21 protein-coding genes are annotated in these 21,920 nt (G+C 67.5%); 6 read left to right on the top strand and 15 right to left on the bottom strand.

What is annotated here, in order from left to right; all coding sequences use genetic code 11:
- Nucleotides 1-4: 4 nt before the first annotated feature.
- The 8 genes from OQ789_RS02065 to OQ789_RS02030 are packed head-to-tail and all read right to left on the bottom strand — an operon-like array spanning nucleotide 5 to nucleotide 9,158.
- The gene (locus tag OQ789_RS02065) at nucleotides 5-823 is read right to left on the bottom strand and encodes an alpha/beta fold hydrolase (RefSeq protein WP_324683105.1); all 819 of its coding nucleotides are present in this window, start codon (nucleotides 821-823) and stop codon (nucleotides 5-7) included.
- Complete coding sequence (locus tag OQ789_RS02060) at nucleotides 820-1,809, bottom strand: cyclase family protein (RefSeq protein ID WP_324683104.1); 990 nt, start codon at nucleotides 1,807-1,809, stop codon at nucleotides 820-822. The genes OQ789_RS02065 and OQ789_RS02060 overlap by 4 nt, the downstream gene beginning before the upstream one ends.
- The gene (locus tag OQ789_RS02055; protein ID WP_324683359.1) at nucleotides 1,797-2,624 is read right to left on the bottom strand and encodes a coniferyl-alcohol dehydrogenase; all 828 of its coding nucleotides are present in this window, start codon (nucleotides 2,622-2,624) and stop codon (nucleotides 1,797-1,799) included. Before OQ789_RS02055 ends, OQ789_RS02060 begins: the two co-directional genes overlap by 13 nt.
- Before the next feature lie 41 nt (nucleotides 2,625-2,665).
- Complete coding sequence (locus OQ789_RS02050; RefSeq protein WP_324683103.1) at nucleotides 2,666-3,967, bottom strand: LLM class flavin-dependent oxidoreductase; 1,302 nt, start codon at nucleotides 3,965-3,967, stop codon at nucleotides 2,666-2,668.
- Between the two features lie 2 nt (nucleotides 3,968-3,969).
- Entirely contained in the window at nucleotides 3,970-5,697 is a 1,728-nt protein-coding gene (locus OQ789_RS02045; RefSeq protein ID WP_324683357.1) for an FAD-binding protein, read from the bottom strand.
- A gap of 8 nt (nucleotides 5,698-5,705) precedes the next feature.
- The gene (locus OQ789_RS02040) at nucleotides 5,706-6,623 is read right to left on the bottom strand and encodes a 3-carboxyethylcatechol 2,3-dioxygenase (RefSeq protein WP_324683102.1); all 918 of its coding nucleotides are present in this window, start codon (nucleotides 6,621-6,623) and stop codon (nucleotides 5,706-5,708) included.
- Entirely contained in the window at nucleotides 6,571-8,295 is a 1,725-nt protein-coding gene (locus OQ789_RS02035; RefSeq protein WP_324683355.1) for a bifunctional 3-(3-hydroxy-phenyl)propionate/3-hydroxycinnamic acid hydroxylase, read from the bottom strand. Before OQ789_RS02035 ends, OQ789_RS02040 begins: the two co-directional genes overlap by 53 nt.
- On the bottom strand, nucleotides 8,295-9,158 hold the full coding sequence (locus tag OQ789_RS02030; RefSeq protein WP_324683101.1) for an alpha/beta hydrolase: 864 nt from the start codon (nucleotides 9,156-9,158) through the stop codon (nucleotides 8,295-8,297). Before OQ789_RS02030 ends, OQ789_RS02035 begins: the two co-directional genes overlap by 1 nt.
- Nucleotides 9,159-9,281: 123 nt before the next feature.
- Between OQ789_RS02030 and OQ789_RS02025 the strand changes: the two genes are divergently transcribed.
- Nucleotides 9,282-9,959: an IclR family transcriptional regulator gene (locus OQ789_RS02025; protein ID WP_324683100.1), complete on the top strand. Its 678-nt coding sequence runs from the start codon at nucleotides 9,282-9,284 to the stop codon at nucleotides 9,957-9,959.
- Nucleotides 9,960-9,973: 14 nt separating this feature from the next.
- Nucleotides 9,974-11,590: an FAD-dependent oxidoreductase gene (locus tag OQ789_RS02020; protein ID WP_324683099.1), complete on the top strand. Its 1,617-nt coding sequence runs from the start codon at nucleotides 9,974-9,976 to the stop codon at nucleotides 11,588-11,590.
- A 182-nt stretch (nucleotides 11,591-11,772) separates the two neighbouring features.
- Here OQ789_RS02020 and OQ789_RS02015 read toward each other — a convergent pair whose 3' ends face one another.
- Nucleotides 11,773-13,023 carry a sensor histidine kinase gene (locus OQ789_RS02015; protein ID WP_324683098.1) on the bottom strand — a complete coding sequence of 417 codons (1,251 nt, stop codon included), beginning with the start codon at nucleotides 13,021-13,023 and terminating at the stop codon, nucleotides 11,773-11,775.
- Nucleotides 13,024-13,136: 113 nt separating this feature from the next.
- On the opposite strand from OQ789_RS02015, the gene OQ789_RS02010 reads away from it, so the two are divergent.
- The gene (locus OQ789_RS02010) at nucleotides 13,137-13,790 is read left to right on the top strand and encodes a response regulator transcription factor (RefSeq protein ID WP_324683097.1); all 654 of its coding nucleotides are present in this window, start codon (nucleotides 13,137-13,139) and stop codon (nucleotides 13,788-13,790) included.
- On the opposite strand, the gene OQ789_RS02005 is transcribed toward OQ789_RS02010, so the two are convergent.
- Nucleotides 13,783-14,673 (bottom strand): thiamine pyrophosphate-dependent enzyme, encoded by an 891-nt coding sequence (locus tag OQ789_RS02005; protein ID WP_324683096.1) that lies wholly within the window; start codon nucleotides 14,671-14,673, stop codon nucleotides 13,783-13,785. The genes OQ789_RS02010 and OQ789_RS02005 overlap by 8 nt on opposite strands.
- 171 nt (nucleotides 14,674-14,844) lie before the next feature.
- Nucleotides 14,845-15,732: a methylmalonyl Co-A mutase-associated GTPase MeaB gene (meaB, locus tag OQ789_RS02000; protein WP_324683095.1), complete on the bottom strand. Its 888-nt coding sequence runs from the start codon at nucleotides 15,730-15,732 to the stop codon at nucleotides 14,845-14,847.
- Nucleotides 15,733-15,953: 221 nt separating this feature from the next.
- Here meaB and OQ789_RS01995 point away from each other — a divergent pair, with 221 nt between their 5' ends.
- Nucleotides 15,954-16,838 (top strand): proline iminopeptidase-family hydrolase, encoded by an 885-nt coding sequence (locus tag OQ789_RS01995; protein ID WP_324683094.1) that lies wholly within the window; start codon nucleotides 15,954-15,956, stop codon nucleotides 16,836-16,838.
- Nucleotides 16,839-16,858: 20 nt separating this feature from the next.
- Here the strand turns inward: OQ789_RS01995 and OQ789_RS01990 are convergent, their stop codons facing one another.
- The 4 genes from OQ789_RS01990 to OQ789_RS01975 all read right to left on the bottom strand — a co-directional run bounded on the left by OQ789_RS01990 (nucleotide 16,859) and on the right by OQ789_RS01975 (nucleotide 21,114).
- Nucleotides 16,859-17,629: an enoyl-CoA hydratase/isomerase family protein gene (locus OQ789_RS01990; RefSeq protein ID WP_324683093.1), complete on the bottom strand. Its 771-nt coding sequence runs from the start codon at nucleotides 17,627-17,629 to the stop codon at nucleotides 16,859-16,861.
- 111 nt (nucleotides 17,630-17,740) lie between these two features.
- Nucleotides 17,741-18,829: an acyl-CoA dehydrogenase family protein gene (locus tag OQ789_RS01985; RefSeq protein WP_324683092.1), complete on the bottom strand. Its 1,089-nt coding sequence runs from the start codon at nucleotides 18,827-18,829 to the stop codon at nucleotides 17,741-17,743.
- On the bottom strand, nucleotides 18,816-19,721 hold the full coding sequence (locus OQ789_RS01980; protein ID WP_324683091.1) for an acyl-CoA dehydrogenase family protein: 906 nt from the start codon (nucleotides 19,719-19,721) through the stop codon (nucleotides 18,816-18,818). The genes OQ789_RS01985 and OQ789_RS01980 overlap by 14 nt, the downstream gene beginning before the upstream one ends.
- A complete protein-coding gene (locus OQ789_RS01975; RefSeq protein ID WP_324683090.1) occupies nucleotides 19,699-21,114 on the bottom strand; it encodes a class I adenylate-forming enzyme family protein in 1,416 nt (471 codons plus the stop codon). The genes OQ789_RS01980 and OQ789_RS01975 overlap by 23 nt, the downstream gene beginning before the upstream one ends.
- Before the next feature lie 168 nt (nucleotides 21,115-21,282).
- On the opposite strand from OQ789_RS01975, the gene OQ789_RS01970 reads away from it, so the two are divergent.
- Nucleotides 21,283-21,585, top strand: a complete 303-nt coding sequence (locus OQ789_RS01970) for a 2Fe-2S iron-sulfur cluster-binding protein (RefSeq protein WP_324683089.1) — start codon at nucleotides 21,283-21,285, stop codon at nucleotides 21,583-21,585.
- A gap of 19 nt (nucleotides 21,586-21,604) precedes the next feature.
- Nucleotides 21,605-21,919: a hypothetical protein gene (locus OQ789_RS01965; protein WP_324683088.1), complete on the top strand. Its 315-nt coding sequence runs from the start codon at nucleotides 21,605-21,607 to the stop codon at nucleotides 21,917-21,919.
- The last annotated feature ends 1 nt before the right edge of the window (nucleotide 21,920 follow it).

Below are 21,920 nucleotides of genomic sequence, written 5' to 3'. Positions count from 1 at the left end.
GCGCTCAGGCCGAGCCGAGGAAATCCAGCAGCAACTGGTTGACCACCGAGGGCTGCTCGATCTGGGGACAGTGCCCGGCCGCATCGACCACGACGGAGCGGGCGCCGTCGATCTGCTTGGCGATCTCGGCCGCCCAGCCGGGCGGAAGCAGCTTGTCCCCTCCCCCTTCGACGACCAGCGTCGGCACGCCGATACGTTCGTAGGCTCGCGCGGTCGACGGGGTCGCCGACGGCGTGGCACCGGGACGGCGAAACCTGGCCGCGGCGATGGCCTCCCACGCCCCCGGCGCCGTGCTCGACAAGTGGCGGCGGCGCACGTAGCCGTCGTCGGCGGGATAGCGGGCGTCGAAGAACAGGGCTTCGACGATGCGGCGCATGGCCGGCAGCGTCGCGTCGTAATTCTGCAGCGCTTCGAAGTGCTCGTTCTGCTGGATCTCGCCGCCGCCGCAGATGATCACCAGGCTGCGCGCCGGCAGCAGCGGTGTGTCCGACGTGGCGTCGGTGAGCAGATTGATGGCTCCCATCGAATTGCCGACAAAGTGCGCCGAGCCGACACCGAGCGTTTCGCAGAACCGCGCCACATGCCGGATCCGCATGCCGCGGCCGTCGACGAAGTCGATGACCTTCGCGGACTCCCCGAAGCCCAACTGGTCGGGCGCCAGCACCCGATAGCGCGCGGCGAGCGCGTCGATGTTGCGTTCCCAGCCCAGCTCCGCGCCGGCGCCGAACTCGCCGCCGTGCAGCAGCACCACCGGGTCGCCGTCGCCCGCTTCCAGATAGCCGGTGGTCAGCCCGTCCACCGAGAGGGTTTGGCGCCGCATCATTTGATCGCGATCGGGTTCACCGGTGAGCCCACTGCCCCAACGAATCTCAGCGGTGGCGCGATGAGCTGAAACTCGTACACCCCGTCGGCGGCGCAGTCGGCCGCCAGTGTGGTCAGGTCCCAGTACTCGCCGAGCATCAGCCCCATGTCGCGCAGCGTCAACAGGTGGAAGGGCAAGAACACGCCGTCGATCCCGGACAGCGGGTCTTCGACTTGCAGGTTGTCGGACGCAACGGCGGCGATCTCGTGATCGTGCAGCCATTGCGCGCATCGCCAGTCCAGGCCGGAGTACCACTCGGTCTTGTTTCCCGTCTGCAGGTACCTTGTCCACCAGCCGGTTTTGATGAGCAGGATGTCTCCGCGCCCGATGGTTACGCCCTGCGCGCGAACGACATCGTCCAATTCCTCTGGGGTGATGGGGTTTCCGTGCTCCAGGAAGACCTCCGCACCGCGATGGCGCACTAGATCCAGCAGCACGCCGCGTGAGGTGATGCCCTTGCCGTCCACCTTCTCGATGCCCAACCGGCGGGCGCCGAGGCTGGTCACCGAGCCCGCCGGGATCCCGTTGTAGAGCTGGTCGTCGTAGTAGACGTGCGACAGCGCATCCCATTGGGTTGCCGCCTGCAAGGGCATGATGATCATGTCGTCGTTGAACCGAAACAGGTTGTCGACGAAGTACGGGCCCATCTGCGCGGCCGTCGGGTTGCGGCTCCAGTCCGGCCCGTACCGGGCCAGCGTGTCCGCGTCACCGCCGTCCACCGTCATGACGTGGATCGGGTTGTGGCGAAAACCGAAGGCGCCCTGCGGCCCCGACGAGCCGAAGTCAACGCCGAGCGGAAACACTTTGCCGTGCCGGACCAGACTCGCTGCCTGGGCGACCTTATCCTCGGTGATGAAGTTCAGCGTGCCGAGCTCGTCGTCATCACCCCAACGGCCCCAGTTGCTGACGTCGCGGGCGGCCCGGCGAAAGTCGGTCACACTGGCCACGGAGCACGCCCTTCCTCGAGTTCACCCGCGATTGCGGCACCCACATTTCCGCCGTCGACCCACAACACCTGGCCCGAAATATAGCTGGCGGCATCGCTATTCAGGAAGAGCAGTGCCGAGGCTTGCTCGGCGGGACCGGAGACGCGCCCCAGCGGCTTGGGGATGTCGTCCAGAAAGCCCTGTCCGTAGGCCGTGCGCAGCTGGTCCAGGATCGGCGTCTCGGTCACCCCGGGGCCGGTGCAGTTGATGCGGATTCCCCGTGCGCCCAGTGGCGTCGCGCTGCGCATGGTGTACAGGATGATCGCTTCCTTGGACAACTGGTAGCCGGCGCCCAGCGCGTCGGGATGCCGGGCGCACCAGTCGATGCCCTCCCGCATCGTCGCGGTGTGCAGCAGCGGCGCCACCTCCGACAGGTGCTCCCGGTATCCGGCCGCGGCAAGCGACGACACGCACACGATGGACGACCCCTCCTCCATCTTCGGAATCAGCGCCTCGGTGGCTTCGCGCATGCCCAAGAAGTTGATCGTCACGACCAGTGGCGGGTCGCCGATCCCCGACGACACGCCCGCAACGTTGAACAGCGCATCCACTCGACCGGTGACCGCGGCGACGGCCGACTCGATCGATGCCTGATCGGCCAGGTCGACCTCACGGAACTCGTCGATCGCGAAATTCGGTCGGCGCTTGTCCAAGCCGATCACCTCGGCGCCGAGCCCGGTGAGCTGCCGCACCACGTGTTCGCCGATGCCGGAGGCACATCCGGTCACCACCGCACGGCGGCCGTCGTAGCGCCACAGCTTGTCGATCTCCAGCAACGCTCGCCCCGACATTCTTCCGACTCAGGTGCCGACCGGCACTACTTCTGCTGTTCCTTTGCGCGCTGGGCGGCCTGTACCCGGCCCTCGTTGATCTCGGCCATGGCTTCCGGTATCTCGCTGGCGGTGAACTTACCGCCGCGACCGGTCGGGAGTCCGCCGAACGAGTAGTTCTCGTCGAACTGCGGTGCGCTCGATTTCGGCCGTCGCTCCTCCACCTTTTCGATGACAGGCTCGAGCCGTTTCGCCTTTTCCGCCACGGCCTTCGCGTCCCGCTCGATGAATTCGGGCAGCACCTCTTTGCCCATCAGCTCGATGGACTCCATGGTGCCCTCGTGGCTGCGCGGGTTGAGTAGCAAGATGATCTCGTCGACGCCACTTTCCTCGTAGCCGCGCAGGAACTCGCGCACCGTGGCCGGCGAGCCGATGGCACCGCGACCGGGCCCGTACGCCAGGGTCGGATCTTTTTCCACCTCTTCGAGATAGCGCTGCCAGACCCCGGTCCGGCCCGGCGTGTGCACTCCGGTCATGTAATAGTGCATGATTCCGAACGAGAAGAACCCGCCGCCTTGTCCGAGCCGCTGCAGGGCCTGCTCGTCGGTCTTGGCCACCATCATGGACAGGTCTCCGCCGATGGCCAGGATGTTCGGGTTGATCCGTGGGGTGACCGGGGTGCCGTTCTCCTCGAACTCCTTGTAGTAGCCGTTGACCCGCTCGGTCAGCGGCCCGGGACCGGTGTAGGCGAAACTCAATGCGCCGATGGCCTTTTGGGCCGCCATTTGCACGCTGGCCGGCCGGGTGCAGGCGACCCAGACCGGGGGGTGCGGCTTTTGCAGCGGCTTGGGGACGACGTTGCGCGCCGGCATCTGGACGTGTTCGCCGTCGAAGCCGGTGAACGGTTCCTCGATCATGCAGCGGATCGAGACCTCGAGGGCCTCTTCCCACTGCGCCCGCTTGTCGGCGGGATCGATGTTGAAGCCGCCGAGCTCACCGACCGAGGACGACTCGCCGGTGCCGAATTCGACGCGGCCGTTGGAGAGCAGGTCGAGGGTGGCGATGCGCTCAGCCACCCGCGCCGGGTGGTTGACCACCGGCGGCAGGTGCATGATGCCGAACCCCAGCCGAATGTTCTTGGTCCGCTGGCTCGCCGCGGCCAGGAAGATCTCCGGTGCCGTCGAGTGGCAGTACTCCTCGAGGAAGTGGTGCTCGGTCAGCCACACCGTGGAAAAACCCGCCTTGTCGGCGGCCTCGACCTCGTTGAGACAGTCCTGCAGCAGGACGTGCTCGTCGTCGGGCGCCCAGGGCCGCGGCAGAGCGAATTCGTAGAACAGTGAGATTTTCATCGTTACCTCCTATGAGTTTTAAGGGCTCGGTTGGCTGCTTGGGCCGCAACGTGTTTCGCAGCGACATAGCCGAAGGTCATGGCCGGCCCGATAGTTGCCCCCGCGCCGGCGTAGCTGCGGCCCATCACCGGCGCGGCGGTGTTGCCGACCGCGTACAGCCCGGGAATCGCGCTGCCGTCGGCCCGCAGCACCCGGGCGTGTTCGTCGGTCAGCAGTCCACCGGACGTCCCGAGGTCCCCGAGCACGATCCGGAAGGCGTAGTACGGCGGATCGCCGAGCGGATACAGGTTCGGGTTGGGCAGCGTGTGGTCGCCGTAGTAGTTGTCGTACACGCTGTCGCCGCGGTTGAAGTCGTCGTCGTGGCCCTTGCGGGCGAGTTCGTTGAAGCGGCGAGCGGTTTCGGCGAGCCGGCCGGCGGGCACGCCGATCTTGGCCGCCATTTCGCCCCACGTCGTGGCCGATTTGACCACGCCGGATTCCAGCCAGGCCGGGGGGATCTTGCGGCCGGTGGGCACCGGAGCGCCCGGGATCTTGGGTATCGGAAGGTGTCCCGCGACGACGTAGCGGTTGAACGATCGGTGGTCGGTGATCAGCCAGCACGGGATATGGGTGACGCCGGACCTCTGGCCCTCGATCATGGCGTGGCCGAAGTCCATGTAGGGGGCCGCCTCGTTGATGAAGCGCTCGCCCGCACCGTTGACGATGAACTGCGCGGGCATCATTCGTTCGTTGAGCATGAACTGCATACGCCCGCCCGGCCACTGAATAGCCGGGAACCACCAGGCCTCGTCGAGCAGGTCCGTTGCTGCGCCGACCTTTTGGCCGGCGCGGATGCCGTCGCCCATCGCCGCGGGGTTGCCGAAGCTCCAGTCCTGGTCCACCTCGGGCAGAAGTTCTTTGCGCCACGCGAGGTCGTGGTCGAATCCGCCCGACGCCAGGATGACGCCCCGGCGCGCGCCGACCCACTGCGGCGTGCCCCCGCGTTCCACCACCGCGCCGGTGACCGACCCGTCGGCGTCGGTGAGCAGGCGCGCCATCGGCGACTCCAGCCAGAGCGGGACACCACGTTCCCTCAGCGCCAGCCGGAGCCGCGCGGCCAGCGACTGTCCGATCGCCGCCATCCGCTCGCCGAGCACCCTCGCCCGGGCCATCCGCGCAATCAACTTGAGCAGCACCCCTTTGCCCGCCCATGACTGCCTGATCCGGTAGAACGTGCGTAGATCCTTGGGCCCCAGCCAGATTCCCTTCGGGGCGAGGGCCAGCGGTTGCAGCAGCTTCTGCTCGTCGGGGCCCAACGTGCGAAGGTCGATGGCGGGCACGTTGATCGTGCTGCCGAGTTCGGAGCCGCCGGGCAGTTCGGGGTAGTAGTCGGCATAGCCGGGCTTCCAGACGAATTCGAACCATCCGGACAGCTGCTCCAGAAACTGCAGCATCTGCGGGGCGGCCTCGACGTACTGCCGTATCCGCGCTTCGCTCACCAGGCCGTCGGTGATCCGCAGTAGGTATTCCACGACGGCTTCGGGCGCGGGTACGTATCCTTCCCGACGCTGGGCGGGGGCCCCGGGCACCCAGATGCCGCCGCCCGACAGCGCGGTGGAACCCCCGAAGTGCGGGGACTTTTCGATCACCAGCGCGTCAAGCCCGGCGGCCTGCGCCGTCAGCGCGGCCGTCATGCCACCGCCGCCGGACCCGACGATGAGCACGTCGACAACGTGGTCGAAGCCGTCCAGCGCGGCCGTCATGCCGGAACCGCCGTTCGGATGGCGAAACCGGCGATCAGTTCGGGCGCGGGTTGGTAGTAACGCTTGGTGGTCTCGTAGGGGCCCGCGGCGTCCAGCGCCGCGAACGCCGCCACCCAGGTGCGGATTTCCTGCGCGGAGCTGCCGCCCTCTTGGGCCACAAATGAACTCGACCACCCGTCCAATTCGCTCAGCCGACCTCGGTCGACGATGTCCAGGAAGCGGCGGTCCCACGACGGGTTGAGTGCCTGCAGCTCGCTGTCGCCCGCGGCGAAACCCCTTGCCGCGTCGATGACTGCGGCCTGCCGCGCCTGCCGCTGCTCGGGTGTCATGGGCCGGCCGTGCACGATCCGCTCCAGCACCGGCGCGGGCGCGGTGGCCAGGGTCGGCACCGGCGGGCTGTGCGAGAGCCCGCCCGATCCCAGAATGAGAACCCGCTTGTCGAGGGTGCACAGGAAGTCGCCGACGGCGGCACCCAGCGCGCGGCAGCGACTCATCGGGCCCAGCGGCACACCGATGGCGTTGACGAAGATCGGTATCACCGGGCGCGCGGTGGCGTCACCGAAGAGCTTCTCCAGCGGCTGGACCGTGCCGTGGTCCACGTCCATGCTGGCCGATACCGCGATGTCGACGCCCGCGTCGAGGACCGCCTGCACGCACTCGGCGGCAAGGGTTTCCGGCACGTTCAGCGGGCCGGCGTGGGTGCCGTAGTCGCCCACCCCGCAGGCGCTGGTGCCGATGCAAAAGGGTGGCATCACCTTGTAGAAGAAGCCGTTGTAGTGATCCGGAGAGAAGCTGACCACCAGTTCGGGGTCGTATTCTTCGACGAAGTCCCGCGCCTCGGCGATCGCGCCGCCGATGTCTTCAAGCAGGGCCTGCGACGGCCCCGGAAGATTCAGGAGCGGGCTGTGCGACATACAGCACAGAGCCAGTACCACTTTGCGGATCACCCCCTCGCGGCGTGAGGGTGAGGGCGTCGAGCAGTGCGGCGCTCAGGTCGGGTGCGCGTTGAGCGATGCACGCCCCTGCGATGCAGCGGTCGGGGCGCAGGAATAGCACCGACTCGCAGTGCGTGTCGAACCAGGACTTCAGCCCACCGTGCCGATCGCCCACCACCATGACATCGGGGTCGTCGTGTCCGGCCCAGTGCAGCTGGGTCACCGGCCGGAGCGTGAAGAATCTGGCGCCCAAGGCTTTCCAGTCCTCGAACGCCGCCTCCCCGAGAATCTTGCGGGGGTTGTTGTTCCAGCACAGCACTGCGAACCACGACCCGAGCACGTCGTCGAGCAATACGTCCTGGCGATCCCGGGTGTCGACGCGCGGCTGGATGAACAGCGTTCCCACCGGTGAGTCGGCGCGGCCGGACGCCGCGTGCACGACGGCCCCGTGCTCGTAGCGCGGCATCGGCTTGAACCGCATTTCCAGCACATATCGCTTGAGTGACGGCACGATTGACGCCGAGCGCACCAGGAGGTCTCGTGCGGTCGCAACCCTGCGGTTGGTCGGCGAGATGACCCGGCCCACCATGGTGGACAGGTCGATCATCGCTCGGGCGTGCTTGCGGCGTTCCACGTCATAGGTGTCCAGCAGCTTCTCGTCGGCGCGACCGCTCACCACCGCGGCGAGCTTCCAGCCCAGGTTCGCCGCATCCCGGATCCCGCTGTTGTAGCCCTGCCCCTGCCACACCGGCATCAGGTGGGCGGCGTCCCCGGCGAGCAGCAGCCGGCCCTGGCGGAACGCGCCGGCGATCCGCGAGTGGTGGGTATAGACCCGGCGCCGGATTACGTCGACACGCTCGGGGTGGGGCACCATCCGCGCCAGCATCTGCGTCAGGAAGGCCGGATCTTCGGCCTGCTCATCGGTCTCGTCGGCATGAATCATGAACTCGAAGCGGCGAATTCCGTGAGCGATCGAGATCGAGGCGTACGGGCGTTCGGGGTCGGCGCCGACCTCGCTGTTCGGGTGCCCCAGCGGGTCGTTGGCGACGTCGACCACCAGCCAGCGCGTCGACGACGTGGTGCCGTCGAACGATACGCCCATCACCCGGCGGGTCATGCTGCGGCCGCCGTCGCTCCCGACCACATAGCTCGCCCGCACCCGCGAACTGTCGCCGTCGTTGCCCGCGCCGCCGCCGAGTTCGACCGTCACCCCGTCGGCGCCTTCCCGGCATGCCGTCATCGGACGTCCCCACCACACCCGGACGTGCTCAAATCTGTCCAGGCCGGAGAGTAATTCAGCATCGACGAGCGGTTGCACGAAGCCATTCCGCTTCGGCCAGCCGAAACGTGCGTCCGGCGGCGCCATTTCGGCGAGCACTCGGCGCTTGGCATCGACGAACCGCAGTATCTGGTTGGGCACGGTGTGCGGCAGCACCCGTTCGGCAAGCCCGATCGACTGGAAGGTGCGCAGCGCCTCGTCATCCAGTCCCACGCCGCGGGGGTAGTCGATGAGGCTGTTCCGCTCGTCGACCACTATCGTCCGGATACCTTGCAGGCCAAGGATGTTGGCGAGGGTCAGGCCGACCGGGCCCGCGCCCACCACGAGGACGTCGGTCTCGATGTCAGGAACCTCCTGCCCCGCGGCGACCATCATCGGTCCAGCAGGAAGTCGAGATGCAGCCGGTTGAAGGTCTTGGCGTCCTCGTACTGCGGCCAATGACCGCAGCCGGGCATCACCTCGAAGCGCGCATCCGGGATCATCGAGGCCATGCGCCGCCCCTCCGTCACGTCGGCGGTCGGGTCGTCACTGGTCCACAGCACCAGCGTCGGAGCGATGATGGACCCGTACTCGTCCGGGCCGAGGATGTTGCGCGCGCGAATCTCGGGATCCTGCAACGCCATGATGTCGCTCATGGCCGAGACGAATCCCGGTTGGCGATACACCCACCGGCGGCTGGCGACCAAATCGTCGTAACCCTTGGACTTGTCGGCCATCAGCCATTTGATGCGCGCCTGCACCGTTTCCCAGGTCGGGTCCTCAGCGGCCGCCATGGACAGTGTGATGATCCGTTGCATCACCACGGGATCGGCCTGCGAACCGCCGGCGGTGTTGAGCACCAGTCGCTCGACCACATCCGGGTGGTCGACCGCGGCGCGCGCGGCCACCCAGCCCCCGAGCGATTCGCCGCTGAGGTAGGCGCGGTTCACGCCGATGGTGCGCAGCACGGCCATCAGGTGCTCGACATAATGGGCGACTTCGAGTGGATGCCCCGGCTTGTCGGTGTAACCGTGGCCCAGCATGTCGATCGACCAGGTCCAGAAGTGCTCGGCGTGCGCGCCGAGGTTGCGCACGTAGGCCTCGGCGTGCCCGCCGGATCCGTGCAGCAGCACCAGCACCGGTTTGCCGGGATCACCCGCGCGCAGGTAGCGGGTCCGTATCCCTCCGGCGTCGAGGTAGCCCTGCTCGAACGCGACGCCCTGGAGATCGCTCCAGATGCTCTCGAACTCCGCCACGGTGCTCTCCGGCCTCCAGATCGGGGAAATCTCGTCCTCGTTTTGGGCGTATGTGTGCTAATATCGCACACTGATGTGCGTTATATATAGAGCTTGGCTCTCGGGGGAAGGTCTGTCAAGGCCGTGACGGGGTCCAATACCGGTTCGCAGACCCTGGCCAGGGGGCTGACCGCGCTGCAGGTGGTGGCGGATTCCCCGGGTGGACTGACGGTGCAACAGCTCGCCGACCAGGTCGGGGTGCACCGCACCATCGCGTATCGGTTGCTGACGACGTTGGCCGAATTCCGGTTGTTGGCCAAGGGAGACGACGGCCGCTACCGGCCTGCCGCCGGCCTGGCGGTGCTCGGCGCCTGCTTCGACCGCAACGTGCGCCAGGTCAGCCTGCCGACGCTGCGTGCCCTGGCCGACGAGCTCGGCACGACGGTGTCCCTGCTCATCGCCGAAGGCGACCAGCAGGTGGCGATCGCGGTGATCGTGCCCAGCCACGTCGCCTACCAGCTTTCCTTCCACGAAGGCAGTCGATACCCGCTGGAGCGCGGTGCCGCCGGGATCGCCCTGCTCGCCTGCATGCCTCCGCGGCCGGGCGAACGCGAGCTGGTTTCCCGTGCGCGCGAACGCGGTTGGGTGACGACCTACGGTGAGATCGAACCGAATACCTACGGCCTGGCCGTCGGGGTGCGCCGCCCGGCGCCCTCCCCGCCCACGTGCATCAACCTCATCTCGCACCGGGAAGACGTGGTGATGCGCGGAAAAGACGCGGTGGTCGAGGCCGCCAAACAGCTTTCCGAGCTACTGAGCTGAAGGGATACCAGTCCATGTCATGGGACCACGAAGTTGACGTCGTCGTGCTCGGCAGTGGCGGCGCCGGCCTCACCGCCGCGCTGACGGCGGTCGTCGCGGGCGCCTCGGTCGCGGTCTACGAAAAGGCCCCGACCGTCGGCGGGACCACCGCCGTGTCCGGCGGCATCGTGTGGATCCCCGCCCACAACCGTTCTCCCGACGGCGAATTGACGCCCGCCGACGCGTTGCGGTACCTGCGGGCCCAGTCGCTCGGTTCGATGGACGACGAATTGGTCGAAACGTTCGTGCGCACCGGGCCTGCGATGCTCGATTTCATCGAGGCGCACAGCGGCCTTCAGTTCGAGATCGCGACCGGCTTCCCTGACTACCGCCCCGAGTTGCCGGGCGGGCGGCCGACCGGGGGCAGGTCATTGAGCGCGGCCCCCTTCGACCTGGCCCAACTCGGCGAATGGGCAACGCGGATAACGTCTTTCCCGGCCGACTGGTCCAACGTCGGCTTCGACGCCGAGACCAGGGCGCGCCTGCACGCGGCTATCGACGAGCGAACCAGCCACCTGTGCGTCGCCGGCACCGCGCTGATCGCGGGCCTCCTCAAGGGCCTGCTGGACGCCGGGGTCACCCCCCACACCAACGCGCGGGCCGAAGGCCTCATCGCCGAAAGCGGAGAGATCACGGGCGTGCGCGTCGCCGGGCCGGACGGGATCGTCCGTGTTCGCGCCCGGCGCGGGGTCATTCTGGGCACCGGCGGCTTCGAGTGGGATCCGGTTGCGGTGCAAGCCTTTCTGCGCGGGCCCATGCACGGCGCGGTCTCTCCGCCCAACAACACCGGCGACGGGCTTCGCATGGCGATGGAGCAGGGGGCCGAGCTGGCCAACATGGGCGAGGCATGGTGGGTGCCGATCGTGCAAATCCCGGGCGACGCCATCGACGGCAAGCCACGCAGCCGCAGCGTGCGCCTGGAGAGGACGCGGCCGCGCAGCATCATCGTCAACGCGGCCGGCCTGCGCTTCGTCAACGAGGCGTGCGATTACAACTCGATGGCCGGCGCCTTCCATTACCTGGATCCGCGCGGCGGCTACATCAACGATCGCGGATGGATGGTGTTCGATTCGATTCACCTGCGGCGCTATGGATTTCTCGGCATCGAGCCGGGACAGCCCGTTCCGGACTGGTTCTGCGAGTCGGCAGACCTCGCGGAGTTGGCCACCAAGACCGGTATCAATGCCGATGGCCTGACCCGCACGGTCGAGAACTGGAACCGTCATGTGGCCGCCGGCGCGGACCCCGACTTTGGCCGCGGCTCCAGCTCCTACGACGGCTACTGGGGCGACGACAGGGCCACCACGCCGGCCGGCAAGACACTGGGCCCCATCGACGCCGCCCCGTTCTACGCGGTGCCGGTGAGCATCGGTGCGATGGGCACCAAGGGCGGCCCGCGCACCGATCACGACGCCCGCGTTCTGCATGTCGGCGGCGAGCCGATACCGGGCCTGTTCGCCGCGGGCAACGCGATGGGCGGCGTGACCGGCAGAGCCTATGGCGGTGCCGGTGGAACCCTGGGTCCGGCAATGGTTTTCGGCTATCGCGCGGGCCACGCCGCCGCCACCGGGAAGTCGGTCGACCTGAAGTAGCCGGGGCCGCGCCCCGGACGATGGCCGCAACAGCACGCGGACCTGCTGGAAAGACAGCAACTCGACGTTCGCTACCGCCTACTGGTCAGCGACTGCGGTTGACGATGCAAGACGTTGCACGAGCGGCCAACAGGTGATTCCCAAGCGTGATAGCGCCGATGCCCGCGCATCTCAAACTCGCCCTATGCGAGTCTCCCGGCCCGCACGCGCGACCAACCCTTCAGCGGCACCTCCACGCAGACGTGGGTGCCTACCGAGGCGTCGAGAAAGACCAGAGTTCCCCCGGCTGCCTCCACCCGGGCCCGATGCGACGCCAGTCCGATGTGTCCCTCGCCAAGACGACGCACCACGGTCTCCTGGTGCAAACCCACGCCGTCGTCGACGACGTGCAACACGCAGGTCTGGTCGGTGATCCCGAGCACGACCGTCGCATGACGCGCCGCAGCATGTTGCACGACGTTGGACAGCAACTCACGCACCACGCCGAACATGACGGGATCGATGTCGCTTTGCGTCGCATAGTCGATCTCGGTGGTGATGTCGATGCCGGAACGTCGTGCGGTGAATTCCGCGAGTTGCTGCACCGCGGCGCCAAGCCCGACCTGCTCCAGCACCGCCGGATGCAGCTCGAAAGTGGCCTGCCGCAGCCGTTCCGAGGCCGTCTGCAATCCGGACATCGCCCGGCCGAAGCGCTCATCGCCGCCGAATTCCCCTTCCAATTCGACGAGCTCTTGGCGCACCGCCAGGATGTCCTGCAGCGGTCCGTCGTGAATGAATTCCGAGATCCGGCGCGCCGCCTCGTCCGAGGCGTTCATCGTCTGGGCGAGCAGTTCCTCTCGCAGGGCGCTCAGGCCGGCCACCGAGCGGGTGTGGCGCTCCTCAATGCGCACCACCAAGAAGGCTGCACAGCACAGGAATGCGTAAAGCAGGAACCGAAATCCCGCCTCCGGCAACCGGACCGCGCTCAACATCACCGGGTCTTGCAGCACGGCAATGGCGAACCCGAGCATGGAGAAGATCAGCACCACCGCCGCCCGACGCGAGGAGACGTCAAGCCCCAACAGGACCGGCAGCATCGCCATGATCAGCAGCGGATAGATCCCGTTGGTGGACAACAGCTGGAAGACGGTCAGCGCGACGATGTCGATGACGGTGAAGACAAACGGCTCCAGCCGGCCGAGCGCGACCAATCGGCCCATCCCGATCCATCGCCGGAATGGTGCGAAAGCCAACCCCAGCGCGCACAGTGCGACACAGGTGTACAGGACGATCAGCGCGCTCTGCTGCGCCCATTCCGTTCGGCTGGTACCGATGATCATCGCCGCGGCCATCAGGCCGACCACTCCGATGCGCAGCACCGCGCCGATGCGGTACGAGCGCAACTGGTGAACCGCGCGCACCCGTTGCAGCTCTGCGTCGCCGGCTACCGCCACCCGATCACCGTACTCATCCGCGTCCGCCGCCCCGAAGCAAACTGGAAAACCACTCATCATGCCGCCCGGAGAATGCGAACGGCGCTGGTGGGCAAACCGCTACACTCGTCGCCATGGTCGGCGCGGCTACCCCGGAAATGGTGCGGGTGGTTGTCGGTGACGATCACCCGCTGTTTCGCGAAGGCGTGGTGCGCGCGCTGTCGTCGAGCGGTTCGGTCGACGTCGTCGCGGAGGCGGAAGACGGCTCTGCGGCATTGGAATTGATCAAGTCGCACGTGCCGGACGTCGCACTGCTCGATTACCGGATGCCCGGCATGGACGGCGCCCAGGTGGCGGCGGCGGTGCGGGCCCAGGGATTGGCCACCCGCGTGTTGCTGATCTCGGCCCACGACGAGTCGGCGATCGTGTATCAGGCGCTGCAGCAGGGCGCGGCCGGATTCGTGCTTAAGGACTCGACGCGCAGCGAGATCGTCAAGGCCGTGCTCGACTGCGCACGGGGTCACGACGTGGTGGCGCCCACGCTCGTCGGCGGCCTCGCCGCGGAGATCCGGCAGCGCGCGGAGCCGTCGGCGCCGGTGCTGAGTGCGCGCGAACGCGAGGTGCTCAATAGGATCGCCCGCGGTCAGAACATCCCCGCGATCGCGGGTGAGCTCTTCGTGGCCCCGTCGACGGTCAAAACGCACGTGCAACGCCTCTACGAGAAGCTCGGCGTCAGCGATCGCGCGGCCGCCGTCGCCGAGGCAATGCGGCAAGGTCTGCTCAGCTAGCGGCCGGCCAGGGAGTTGACTCGGACGCGGACGGAATCTGCTGCGCGCGAACCAAAGCTCTCGCAACGACCATGGCCTCGGCCACCAGGTGGCGCGCCCGGCGTTCCACCTCGTCGAGGTGGTCGTCGTTGCCGCCGGCGGCGATCAGCTGCCGACGCGCGAAGACCAACGGGTCGACGGCAACGGGGTGATTCGACTGATAGGTGATCGCCTCGACCAGAGTAGGGCCGTCGCCGACGCCGGCCCGGCGCACCGCCTCGGCGACCGAGTCCGCCACCGCCACAACGTCCCTGCCGTCGACGGACAGCACGGACGTCGCGTCACAGTCGTACGCGCGCCGGCGCGCGCCCGTTGCGCCGCGGATGTTTTCCACCACGAACACCACCGGTAGCCGCCACTGCGCGGCGATTCCTGCGGCCGCGGTGAACTCGACGGAGTGCGCGTCGCGGTCTGCGATGACACACAGGCTGACCTCGCCGTCGCCGGCCAGTCGCTGGGCATTGGCGTCACCCAGTGCAAAGAGGATCGATTGGCCCAGAGCGGTCTCGTTGGCCAGCGCTCGTTTCCAGTCGGCGCCGCCGACCCGGGGCTTCGGGGCAATCGCTCCGGCTATGGCCGGGCCCAGCGGGAGCGCCAGGCTGACCTGCTGAGCGTGGCGAAAGTGCGCGGCGGCGGCGTTGACGAGGTCACCCGGCCGCAGAGCCGCCAACGTGCCGATGACCACCGCCTCTTGCCCGAATTGCCCCCGCGCGGCGTCGTCGATCAGGCCGTCGGCGCGCAGCTCCTCCAACGCCATGTCGAGCCGTCGCAGGACCCACATTCGCCGGTACAGCTCCAGCCGGTCGTCGCGAACCGGCGCCGCGGTCTGGGGGAAGTGAGTCATGCCGAGTCTCCTGCCTCTGATGCCATCTCGTTGGTGCCGACCCGCCGGAGATCCGGACGTACGCGTCGAGCACGAATGAAACGTACGGCGATCGCGCGGGCCGCACCTCCGCCGATCGGTCCGCAAAGGTGATGAATGCGCGTGTCCCCCAATCGGGGGACAGCGGGAGTGTCAATCCGTCCGGGACGAACGCGGTGCGATCAACCGGTCGGCGGCCGTGTACGGGTCCTGGTCGCCGTCGACCACCGCCGCGGCCAGCCGGTCGAGATCGGGCTGGGTGCGCAGCCGCGTCTGCGCCAGTGACAGGATCTGCGCTCGGGCGCGGGCCAGCCTGCGGTCACGACTGTCGGTGCGGCGGTGGTCCTCGATGACAGCCATCAGGTCTTCGATCCCCTCGCCGCGGGCGGCGATCAGCGAAACGATCGGGGCGCTGGTTTCTGCCCGAAGATCCCGCACCGTCTGTTCGGCGCCATCGCGGTCCGCCTTGTTGACCGCCACGATGTCGGCGACTTCCAGCACGCCCGCCTTGGCGGCCTGAACCGCATCGCCGGCGCCGGGATTGAGAATGACGACGGTCGGATCGGCGACGGCGGCGATCTCGATCTCGGACTGCCCCACCCCCACCGTCTCCAGCAGCACCACGTCGTAACCGATAGCGCCCAGCAGCCGGATGGCCGCCGGCACCGCGGCGGCCAGGCCGCCCAGATGCCCACGGGTGGCCACCGACCGGATGAGCACGTCGGAGTCGTTGATGTGCGCGGCCATTCGAATTCGGTCGCCCAGCAGCGCGCCGCCGCTGAACGGGGACGAGGGGTCTACCGCCAGCACCGCCACCCGGCAGCCGCGTTCACGGTAGGCGCCGACCAGCGCGGCGACCGTCGTCGACTTACCCGCGCCGGGCGGTCCGGTGATGCCGATGACCGGCCCCGTGCCTTGCGGTGCGGGACCGATGCTCGCCAAGACGTCGTCGCGCTGCTCACCCTCGACCAGGCTGAGCAGTCGGCCGGCCGCGCGGGGAGATCCGTTGCGGGCACGGGTAATCAGATCGTCGATGATCATGTTCGCGTCATGGGGTCGCGACCTCGATCACCGTCGCCGGGCCCATCCCGCCGCGGCTTCGGACACAGGTCTTCTCCGGGTTCGTCCAGCAGGCGCGTGCTTCGCGAGCCATTCGCACAGTCATGAGAACACTATTCTCTCAGCGGGAGATTGCGAGTTGCAAGGAGGGCCTTCGGTCATGGTCCGCGCACGGGTGCCCACGACTGCCTACACTTCTGCTGATGGCGGACGCGGCGACGGCACCGGACGGGACGATCGAGGTCCCGGGCGGCGAGATCTGGTTCACCCGCACCGGTGGCGGCGCGGGCCTTCCACTGCTCGTCATCCACGGCGGGCCGGGCTTGCCGCACGACTACCTGCGCTCACTGGCCCGGTTGGCCACGGAGCGCGAGGTGATCTTCTGGGACCAGCTCGGCTGTGGAAACTCCAAATGCCCACCCAATCGGGAGCTTTGGACGATGGATCGCTCGGTGGCCGAAGTGGACGCCGTGGTACGAAACCTCGATCTGGACCGCTTCCATCTCTTCGGTAACTCCTGGGGCGGAATGCTGGCCCAGCAGTACATGCTCGACGCGGCGCCCGCCGGCGCCGCGAGCCTGACCATTTCCAACAGCATCGCGTCCATCCCGGAGTTCGCGAAGATGGTGGCACGCTTGAAGTCCGAACTGGACCAGGCCACCCAGGCCGCCATCGATCGGCACGAGGCCGCAGGCAGCACGCACGCGCCCGCATATCAAGCCGCCATCCGCACCTGGAACGAAACCTACCTGTGCCGGGTACGCCCGTGGCCGCGCGAGCTCGAGGACGCGTTCCGGAACATGGGTGCCGAAATCTTCGAAACAATGTTCGGCCCCAGCGACTTTCACATCGTGGGGACGATCCGAGACTGGGATGTGCTCGATCGGCTCGGCGAAATCGCCCTACCGACGCTGGTGCTCGCGGGCAGGTACGACGAATGCGTGCCCGAGCACATGTGGGAGATGCACCAGCGCATCCCGGGGTCACGGTTCGAGTTGTTCGAAGCCAGCGCTCACATGCCGTTCATCGAGGAGCCGGACAAGTTTGATGCGGTGATGCGTGACTTCCTGCGTGCGCACGACGCCTGAGGCCTTCGAACGCTGCGACCTCAGTTCTTCTTGGCCGCATTGAATTTCGCGACGTTCGCCCGGAAGTCCTCTGTCACGAACGACTGGCTCTCGGCCGATAGCGCGTAGTCCAGGCTGGCCAGCACCGCCCGCTCCAGATGGATGTTGAGCACCCGTTTGGTGCTCTCCACCGCCTGCTGGGGCAGCGCCAATATCTTCTTGGCGCAGGCGATCGCCTCGGCGACGGGATCATCCGCGATGTGATTGGCCAACCCGAGCTCGACGGCGCGCTGTGCGGGGATGCGGGTGCCGGTCAGCGCGAATTCCTTGGCCAGCAGCAGGCTGATGTGCAGCGGCCAGGTCAGCGGCCCGCCGTCGGCGGCCACCAGTCCCACCTGCACGTGTGGGTCGGCCAGATAGGCGTTTTCGGCGATGTAGACGATGTCGCTGAGCGCCACCAGGCTGCAGCCCAGCCCGACCGCGGGGCCATTGACCGCCGCCACCACCGGGATTCGGCAGCGGGCCATGCCCAGCACGATCTCGCGCGCGTCCCGAATGGTTTTGGCGCGCAGCGCAGCATCGTTCGCCAGCTCGTCGAGATACGTGAAATCGCCGCCGGCCGAAAACGCCCGGCCGGCACCGGTGAGCACCGCGGCGCGGGCCGAGGGGTCATCGGTCAGCCGCTGCCACAGTCGCGCGAGCCCAACGTGCAGGTTGTCGTTGACCGAGTTGAGCGAATCCGGCCGATTGAGCGTGATGATGCGCAGCGGACCGTCTTCGGTAACGTCGATTTCGGTAGGCATGTCGTACACGTCAGACTCCTTCTATGGTCGTGACCCGCTTCACCCGGGCTCCGCCCGCGTTCGCGATCACTCCTTCTATGGTCGTGACCCGCTTCACCCGGGCTCCGCCCGCGTTCGCGATCACTCCGACAATCCCAGGATTCGTGAAGCGATGATGTTCTTCTGTATCTGTGATGTGCCGCCCATGACGCTTTGCGCCCGGCTGTACAGGTAGGCGCTGAGCAACTCGGGATCGCGCGTCCCCGCGACGGCGAGGGCGGCATGCCCAACGGATTGTTCGACCCAGGTCATCAGCAGCTTGTCCAGCGAGCCCTCCGAGCCGTGCGACACCCCGTCGAGCTGTTCGGACAGTCGCCGCCGCACGTGATGGGTCAACATATCCGACTGGACGGCGGCCCACGCCAGCTCTTGGGGTACTTCTCCCTCGTTGCGCGACAACAGCTCTCGCACCAACTTGCCGTAGCGGGCCGCATAGCCGAGAGTGGAGGGCTCGCGTTCGTGCCCGACGACGGTCATAGCCACGGCCCAGCCGTCGCCCGGAGCCCCGACCATCCGGTCGACAGGCACCGTCGCATCATCGAAGAACACCTGACCGAACTCGTTGGTGACCCCGTTGATCATCCGCAGCGGGCGCTGTTGCACGCCAGGCTGTTTCATGTCCAGGATGAATGCCGACAGGCCGCGGTGGCGCTTGGCGTCGGGATCGGTGCGGGCCAGCAGCAGACACCGGTCCGCGACGTCGGAGTAGCTGGTCCAGATCTTGTGCCCGTTCACCACGTAGTTGTCGTCCTCGAGGCGCGCGGTGGTGGTCAGCGACGCCAGATCCGAGCCGGCACCCGGCTCGCTGAAGCCCTGGCACCAGCGCTCGGTGCCGTCGATGATCCCGGGCAGGAACCGCTTTCGGAGCTCGTCGCTGCCGTGTGCGCCGATGCCGTACACCAGATACCCGACGCTGGGGCGCGGCGGCGCACCGGCACGGACCAGTTCCTCGTCGACGATCACGTCGTAAACCGGCGGCAAATCCTGGCCGCCCCAATCGCGTGGCCAGGACAGGCCGAAGAAGCCGTTCTCGTACAGGGCGCGGTGCCAGTCGGCCATGCGCAGCCAATACTCGTCGCCCGAGCCCGAGAACTCCTTGGCGTGTGCGGCCAGCCACGCGCGCAGCCGCTCCCGGAAGGCGGCCTCTTCGGGTGAGTCACGAAAGTCCAAGATCGATCTCCTTCAACGCAACCGGCCACAGCTCGGTCGAGGTCAGCGCCCGGCGCAGATAGACATGCGCCACGCATTCCCAGGTATTGCCGATACCGCCGTGCACCTGGATGGCCGTCTCGCAGACGGTGCGGGTGGCGCGCGCGCAGTAGACCTTTGCGATCTGGGCGGCCCGGATCGCCTCGGCGGAACTCAGTTCGTCGACGGCCCACGCAGCATGCCGCAACACGCTCACCGAGCCCTCGATCAGCGCAAGGCTTTCGGCCAGCAGGTGCGCGATGGCTTGATACGAGCCGATCTGCTTGCCGTACTGTTCGCGGATTTTGGCGTAGTCGCATGCGACGGCATGCGCGCCCCGGGCGATGCCCACCAGGTCCGCCGTCGTGGTGACCAAGGCAAGGGAGCGCCATTGCTCGGCACCCTCGGACGACACGTCCCCCAACGTCTCCGGTGATCCCGTGATCGTCGCGTCGGCCCGGGTCAGGTCGACACTGTGCGGCGAAACCTGAAGGTCGACGGCGACGACCGTGTCGCCCGAAAGCGACAGAGCGCGCCGGGCGTCGCGGGCGTCGATCACCCGGTCGTCGACGGCAACCGTCGCCGCCGATACGTCGGCGCCGACCCGGCGGCCCAGATCGTCTGCGAGCACGGGCCCCAGAAACGGTGTGTCGACGAGTCGGCGGCCGAACTCCTCGGCGACGATGGCCACTTCCACGCCGGAGGCGCCGTCGGAACGCAGCGAACGCCAGCCGGTGTGCTCGATCTGCTTGTCCAGACGCAAAATTCGAGTCTGGTCGTCGAGGTCCTGCACCGTCGCCGGTCCCAGGTCGTCGGCAAGCTTGGCGGCGGCATCACGTAATTGCTGTTGTTCAGCTGTCAGACGTACATCCATATCGCTCCTTCAGCACTCGGCGCAGCACCTTGCCCGAAGGCAGGCGAGGAATGTCGGCGACGAACACGATCCGGCTCAGATGTTTGTAGGACGCCAGCTTTTCGTCCACCCGCGCCATCAATTCGGTGGCGAGGACCTCGGCGTCCATGGGTTCGGATGCGGCGACCGCGGCGACGACGGCCTCGCCGTTGAGTCCGTCGAGAATCCCGAACACCGCACAGTCTTTGACGGCGGGATGGCCATGCAACACCATCTCGATTTCGGCGGGTGCGACCTGGAATCCGCGCACTTTGATCATCTCTTTGAGGCGGTCGGTAATGCGCAGCCAACCGCCGTCGTCGAGCCAGCCGACGTCACCGGTGCGGTACCACCCGTCGCGGATCGCCTCACCGTTGGCTTCAGCCGGGAGGTACCCGGCCATCAGCGACGCCGACCGGGCCTGAATCTCGCCGACCGCGCCGGGGCCGACCGGCTCGCCTGTCTCCAGGGAAACTATCCGCAGGTCCACCCCGGGCACCGCCCGTCCGACGGTGTCGAGCCTCGGGTCGTCGATCGGATTGCACGCTACGACAGGCAGTTCCGTGGTCCCGTAGGCCGGAAGCCACCCCACTCCGGTGCGCCGGGTCACCGTCTGCGCGACGTCGGCGCTCACCGGAGTGGCCCCCCACATGATGTAGCGCAGCGACGACAGGTCATAAGACTCGAGGCCGGGATGCGAGGCGATGGCCAGCGCGATGGGGGCGACGGCCATTTCCACTGTGATGCGGTCACTTTCGATGTGCTGCAGCACCCGGTCGATGTCGAACCTCGGGTGCAGTCGCACGCGGGCGCCGGTCTGCCACGCGGTCAGCAGATTCAACAGTCCGAGAATGTGTGACGGCGGCGTCGCGACCTGAATGCGGTCGCGGTGGGTCAGGTGCAGCGCCCGGCGCCAGTGCCGCACCGCCTCATCCAGCGAGGCGTGGGTGTGCCGGACGGCCTTCGGCATGCCGGTGGTGCCGGAACTGAACACCAGGACCGCGTCGCCGGCAGGTGGCGGTGCGCCGGCTACCGGCTCGGCAGGCGGGACCGGCTCGTCCAGATGCACCATCGGCATCAGAGCGGCCAACACCGGGTGGTCCCCGACGGCGTGCTCGGGATTGGTCAGGGCAAGCGCCTGGTCGACCTCGTCGCGCTTCCACGCGGGACTGACCAGCACCGCCGTGGCGGCCAGCCGCCAGATCGCCAGCAGCACGGCGAGGAACTCCGGCCGATTAGAGGTCATGACGGCGACCCGCTGGCCTGCGGTTACACCGTCCTTTGCGAGGGCGGCGGCCCATCCGTCGGCCAATGCGTCGAGTTCGGGCGCGCTGAATCGCCGTTCCTCGAGCACGAGCGCCGCCGGCTCGATCACGTCTCGTCCTTCCCTGGCAGACCGAATGACCCGACATCGATACGGTGTGGAGAAGATGCTATCGCTTCGTGAGAATAGTATTCTCTATAGTGAAGAATGCAAGTACGGCCAAGCACGACGGGGGGCGGTCACCGTGACGGTCACCCGGATCACAAGGAGACCCCACGGGTGACAGATCCGGCAACGAACGGCTCCGCCGCCGGGACGGTGACGATTCATCTCGACCGCAAGAAGGTCTCGGTGCCCATAGTCCCGGGCGAGACCCTGTTGGAGACCGCGCGGCGGGTCGGGCTGGAACCGCCGTTCAGCTGCGAGGCCGGCAACTGCGGTACGTGCATGGCCAGGCTCGAGGAGGGCCACGCCACGATGCGGGTCAACGACGCTCTCGAACCCGACGAGGTCGCCGAAGGCTACATTCTGACGTGCCAGGGAATTCCGGACACGGACTCGGTCACGGTGCGCTACGAGTAAGCCGCGAGAAAGGTTCAAAATGGCCAAGGGAATCATGCTGGTGGAGAGCCGACCCAGTTCGCCCGATCGCGAGCAGGAGTACAACACCTGGTACGACGAAGTGCACGTACCCGAACTGCTGGCGCTCGAGGGAATTGTCGCCGCACGCCGGCTGCGCCCGGTTGACGGGAACGGCCCGTACGTCGCCATCTACGAGCTCGAGGGCGATGACCTGCAGGCCATCTTGGACAACATGATCGCCAACGCGGGCCGGCTGCACATGTCCGATGCGTTGCAGTTGGATCCTGCACCCATTCCCCGAGTGCTCGAGACGACGTTCGAGCAGAACGGCTAGA

Source organism: Mycobacterium sp. 94-17 (assembly GCF_035617725.1).
Lineage (GTDB): Bacteria > Actinomycetota > Actinomycetes > Mycobacteriales > Mycobacteriaceae > Mycobacterium.
This window is presented reverse-complemented; position numbering and strand designations above follow the sequence as displayed.

Excerpts from the sequence above, each read along its gene's own strand:
- OQ789_RS02065 (WP_324683105.1), bottom strand. The coding sequence starts at position 823 with ATGATGCGGCGCCAAACCCTCTCGGTGGACGGGCTGACCACCGGCTAT.
- OQ789_RS02050 (WP_324683103.1), bottom strand. The coding sequence starts at position 3,967 with ATGAAAATCTCACTGTTCTACGAATTCGCTCTGCCGCGGCCCTGGGCG.
- OQ789_RS02040 (WP_324683102.1), bottom strand. The coding sequence starts at position 6,623 with ATGTCGCACAGCCCGCTCCTGAATCTTCCGGGGCCGTCGCAGGCCCTG.
- OQ789_RS02035 (WP_324683355.1), bottom strand. The coding sequence starts at position 8,295 with ATGGTCGCCGCGGGGCAGGAGGTTCCTGACATCGAGACCGACGTCCTC.
- OQ789_RS02020 (WP_324683099.1), top strand. The coding sequence starts at position 9,974 with ATGTCATGGGACCACGAAGTTGACGTCGTCGTGCTCGGCAGTGGCGGC.
- OQ789_RS02010 (WP_324683097.1), top strand. The coding sequence starts at position 13,137 with ATGGTCGGCGCGGCTACCCCGGAAATGGTGCGGGTGGTTGTCGGTGAC.
- OQ789_RS02005 (WP_324683096.1), bottom strand. The coding sequence starts at position 14,673 with ATGACTCACTTCCCCCAGACCGCGGCGCCGGTTCGCGACGACCGGCTG.
- meaB (WP_324683095.1), bottom strand. The coding sequence starts at position 15,732 with ATGATCATCGACGATCTGATTACCCGTGCCCGCAACGGATCTCCCCGC.
- OQ789_RS01995 (WP_324683094.1), top strand. The coding sequence starts at position 15,954 with ATGGCGGACGCGGCGACGGCACCGGACGGGACGATCGAGGTCCCGGGC.
- OQ789_RS01980 (WP_324683091.1), bottom strand. The coding sequence starts at position 19,721 with ATGGATGTACGTCTGACAGCTGAACAACAGCAATTACGTGATGCCGCC.
- OQ789_RS01965 (WP_324683088.1), top strand. The coding sequence starts at position 21,605 with ATGGCCAAGGGAATCATGCTGGTGGAGAGCCGACCCAGTTCGCCCGAT.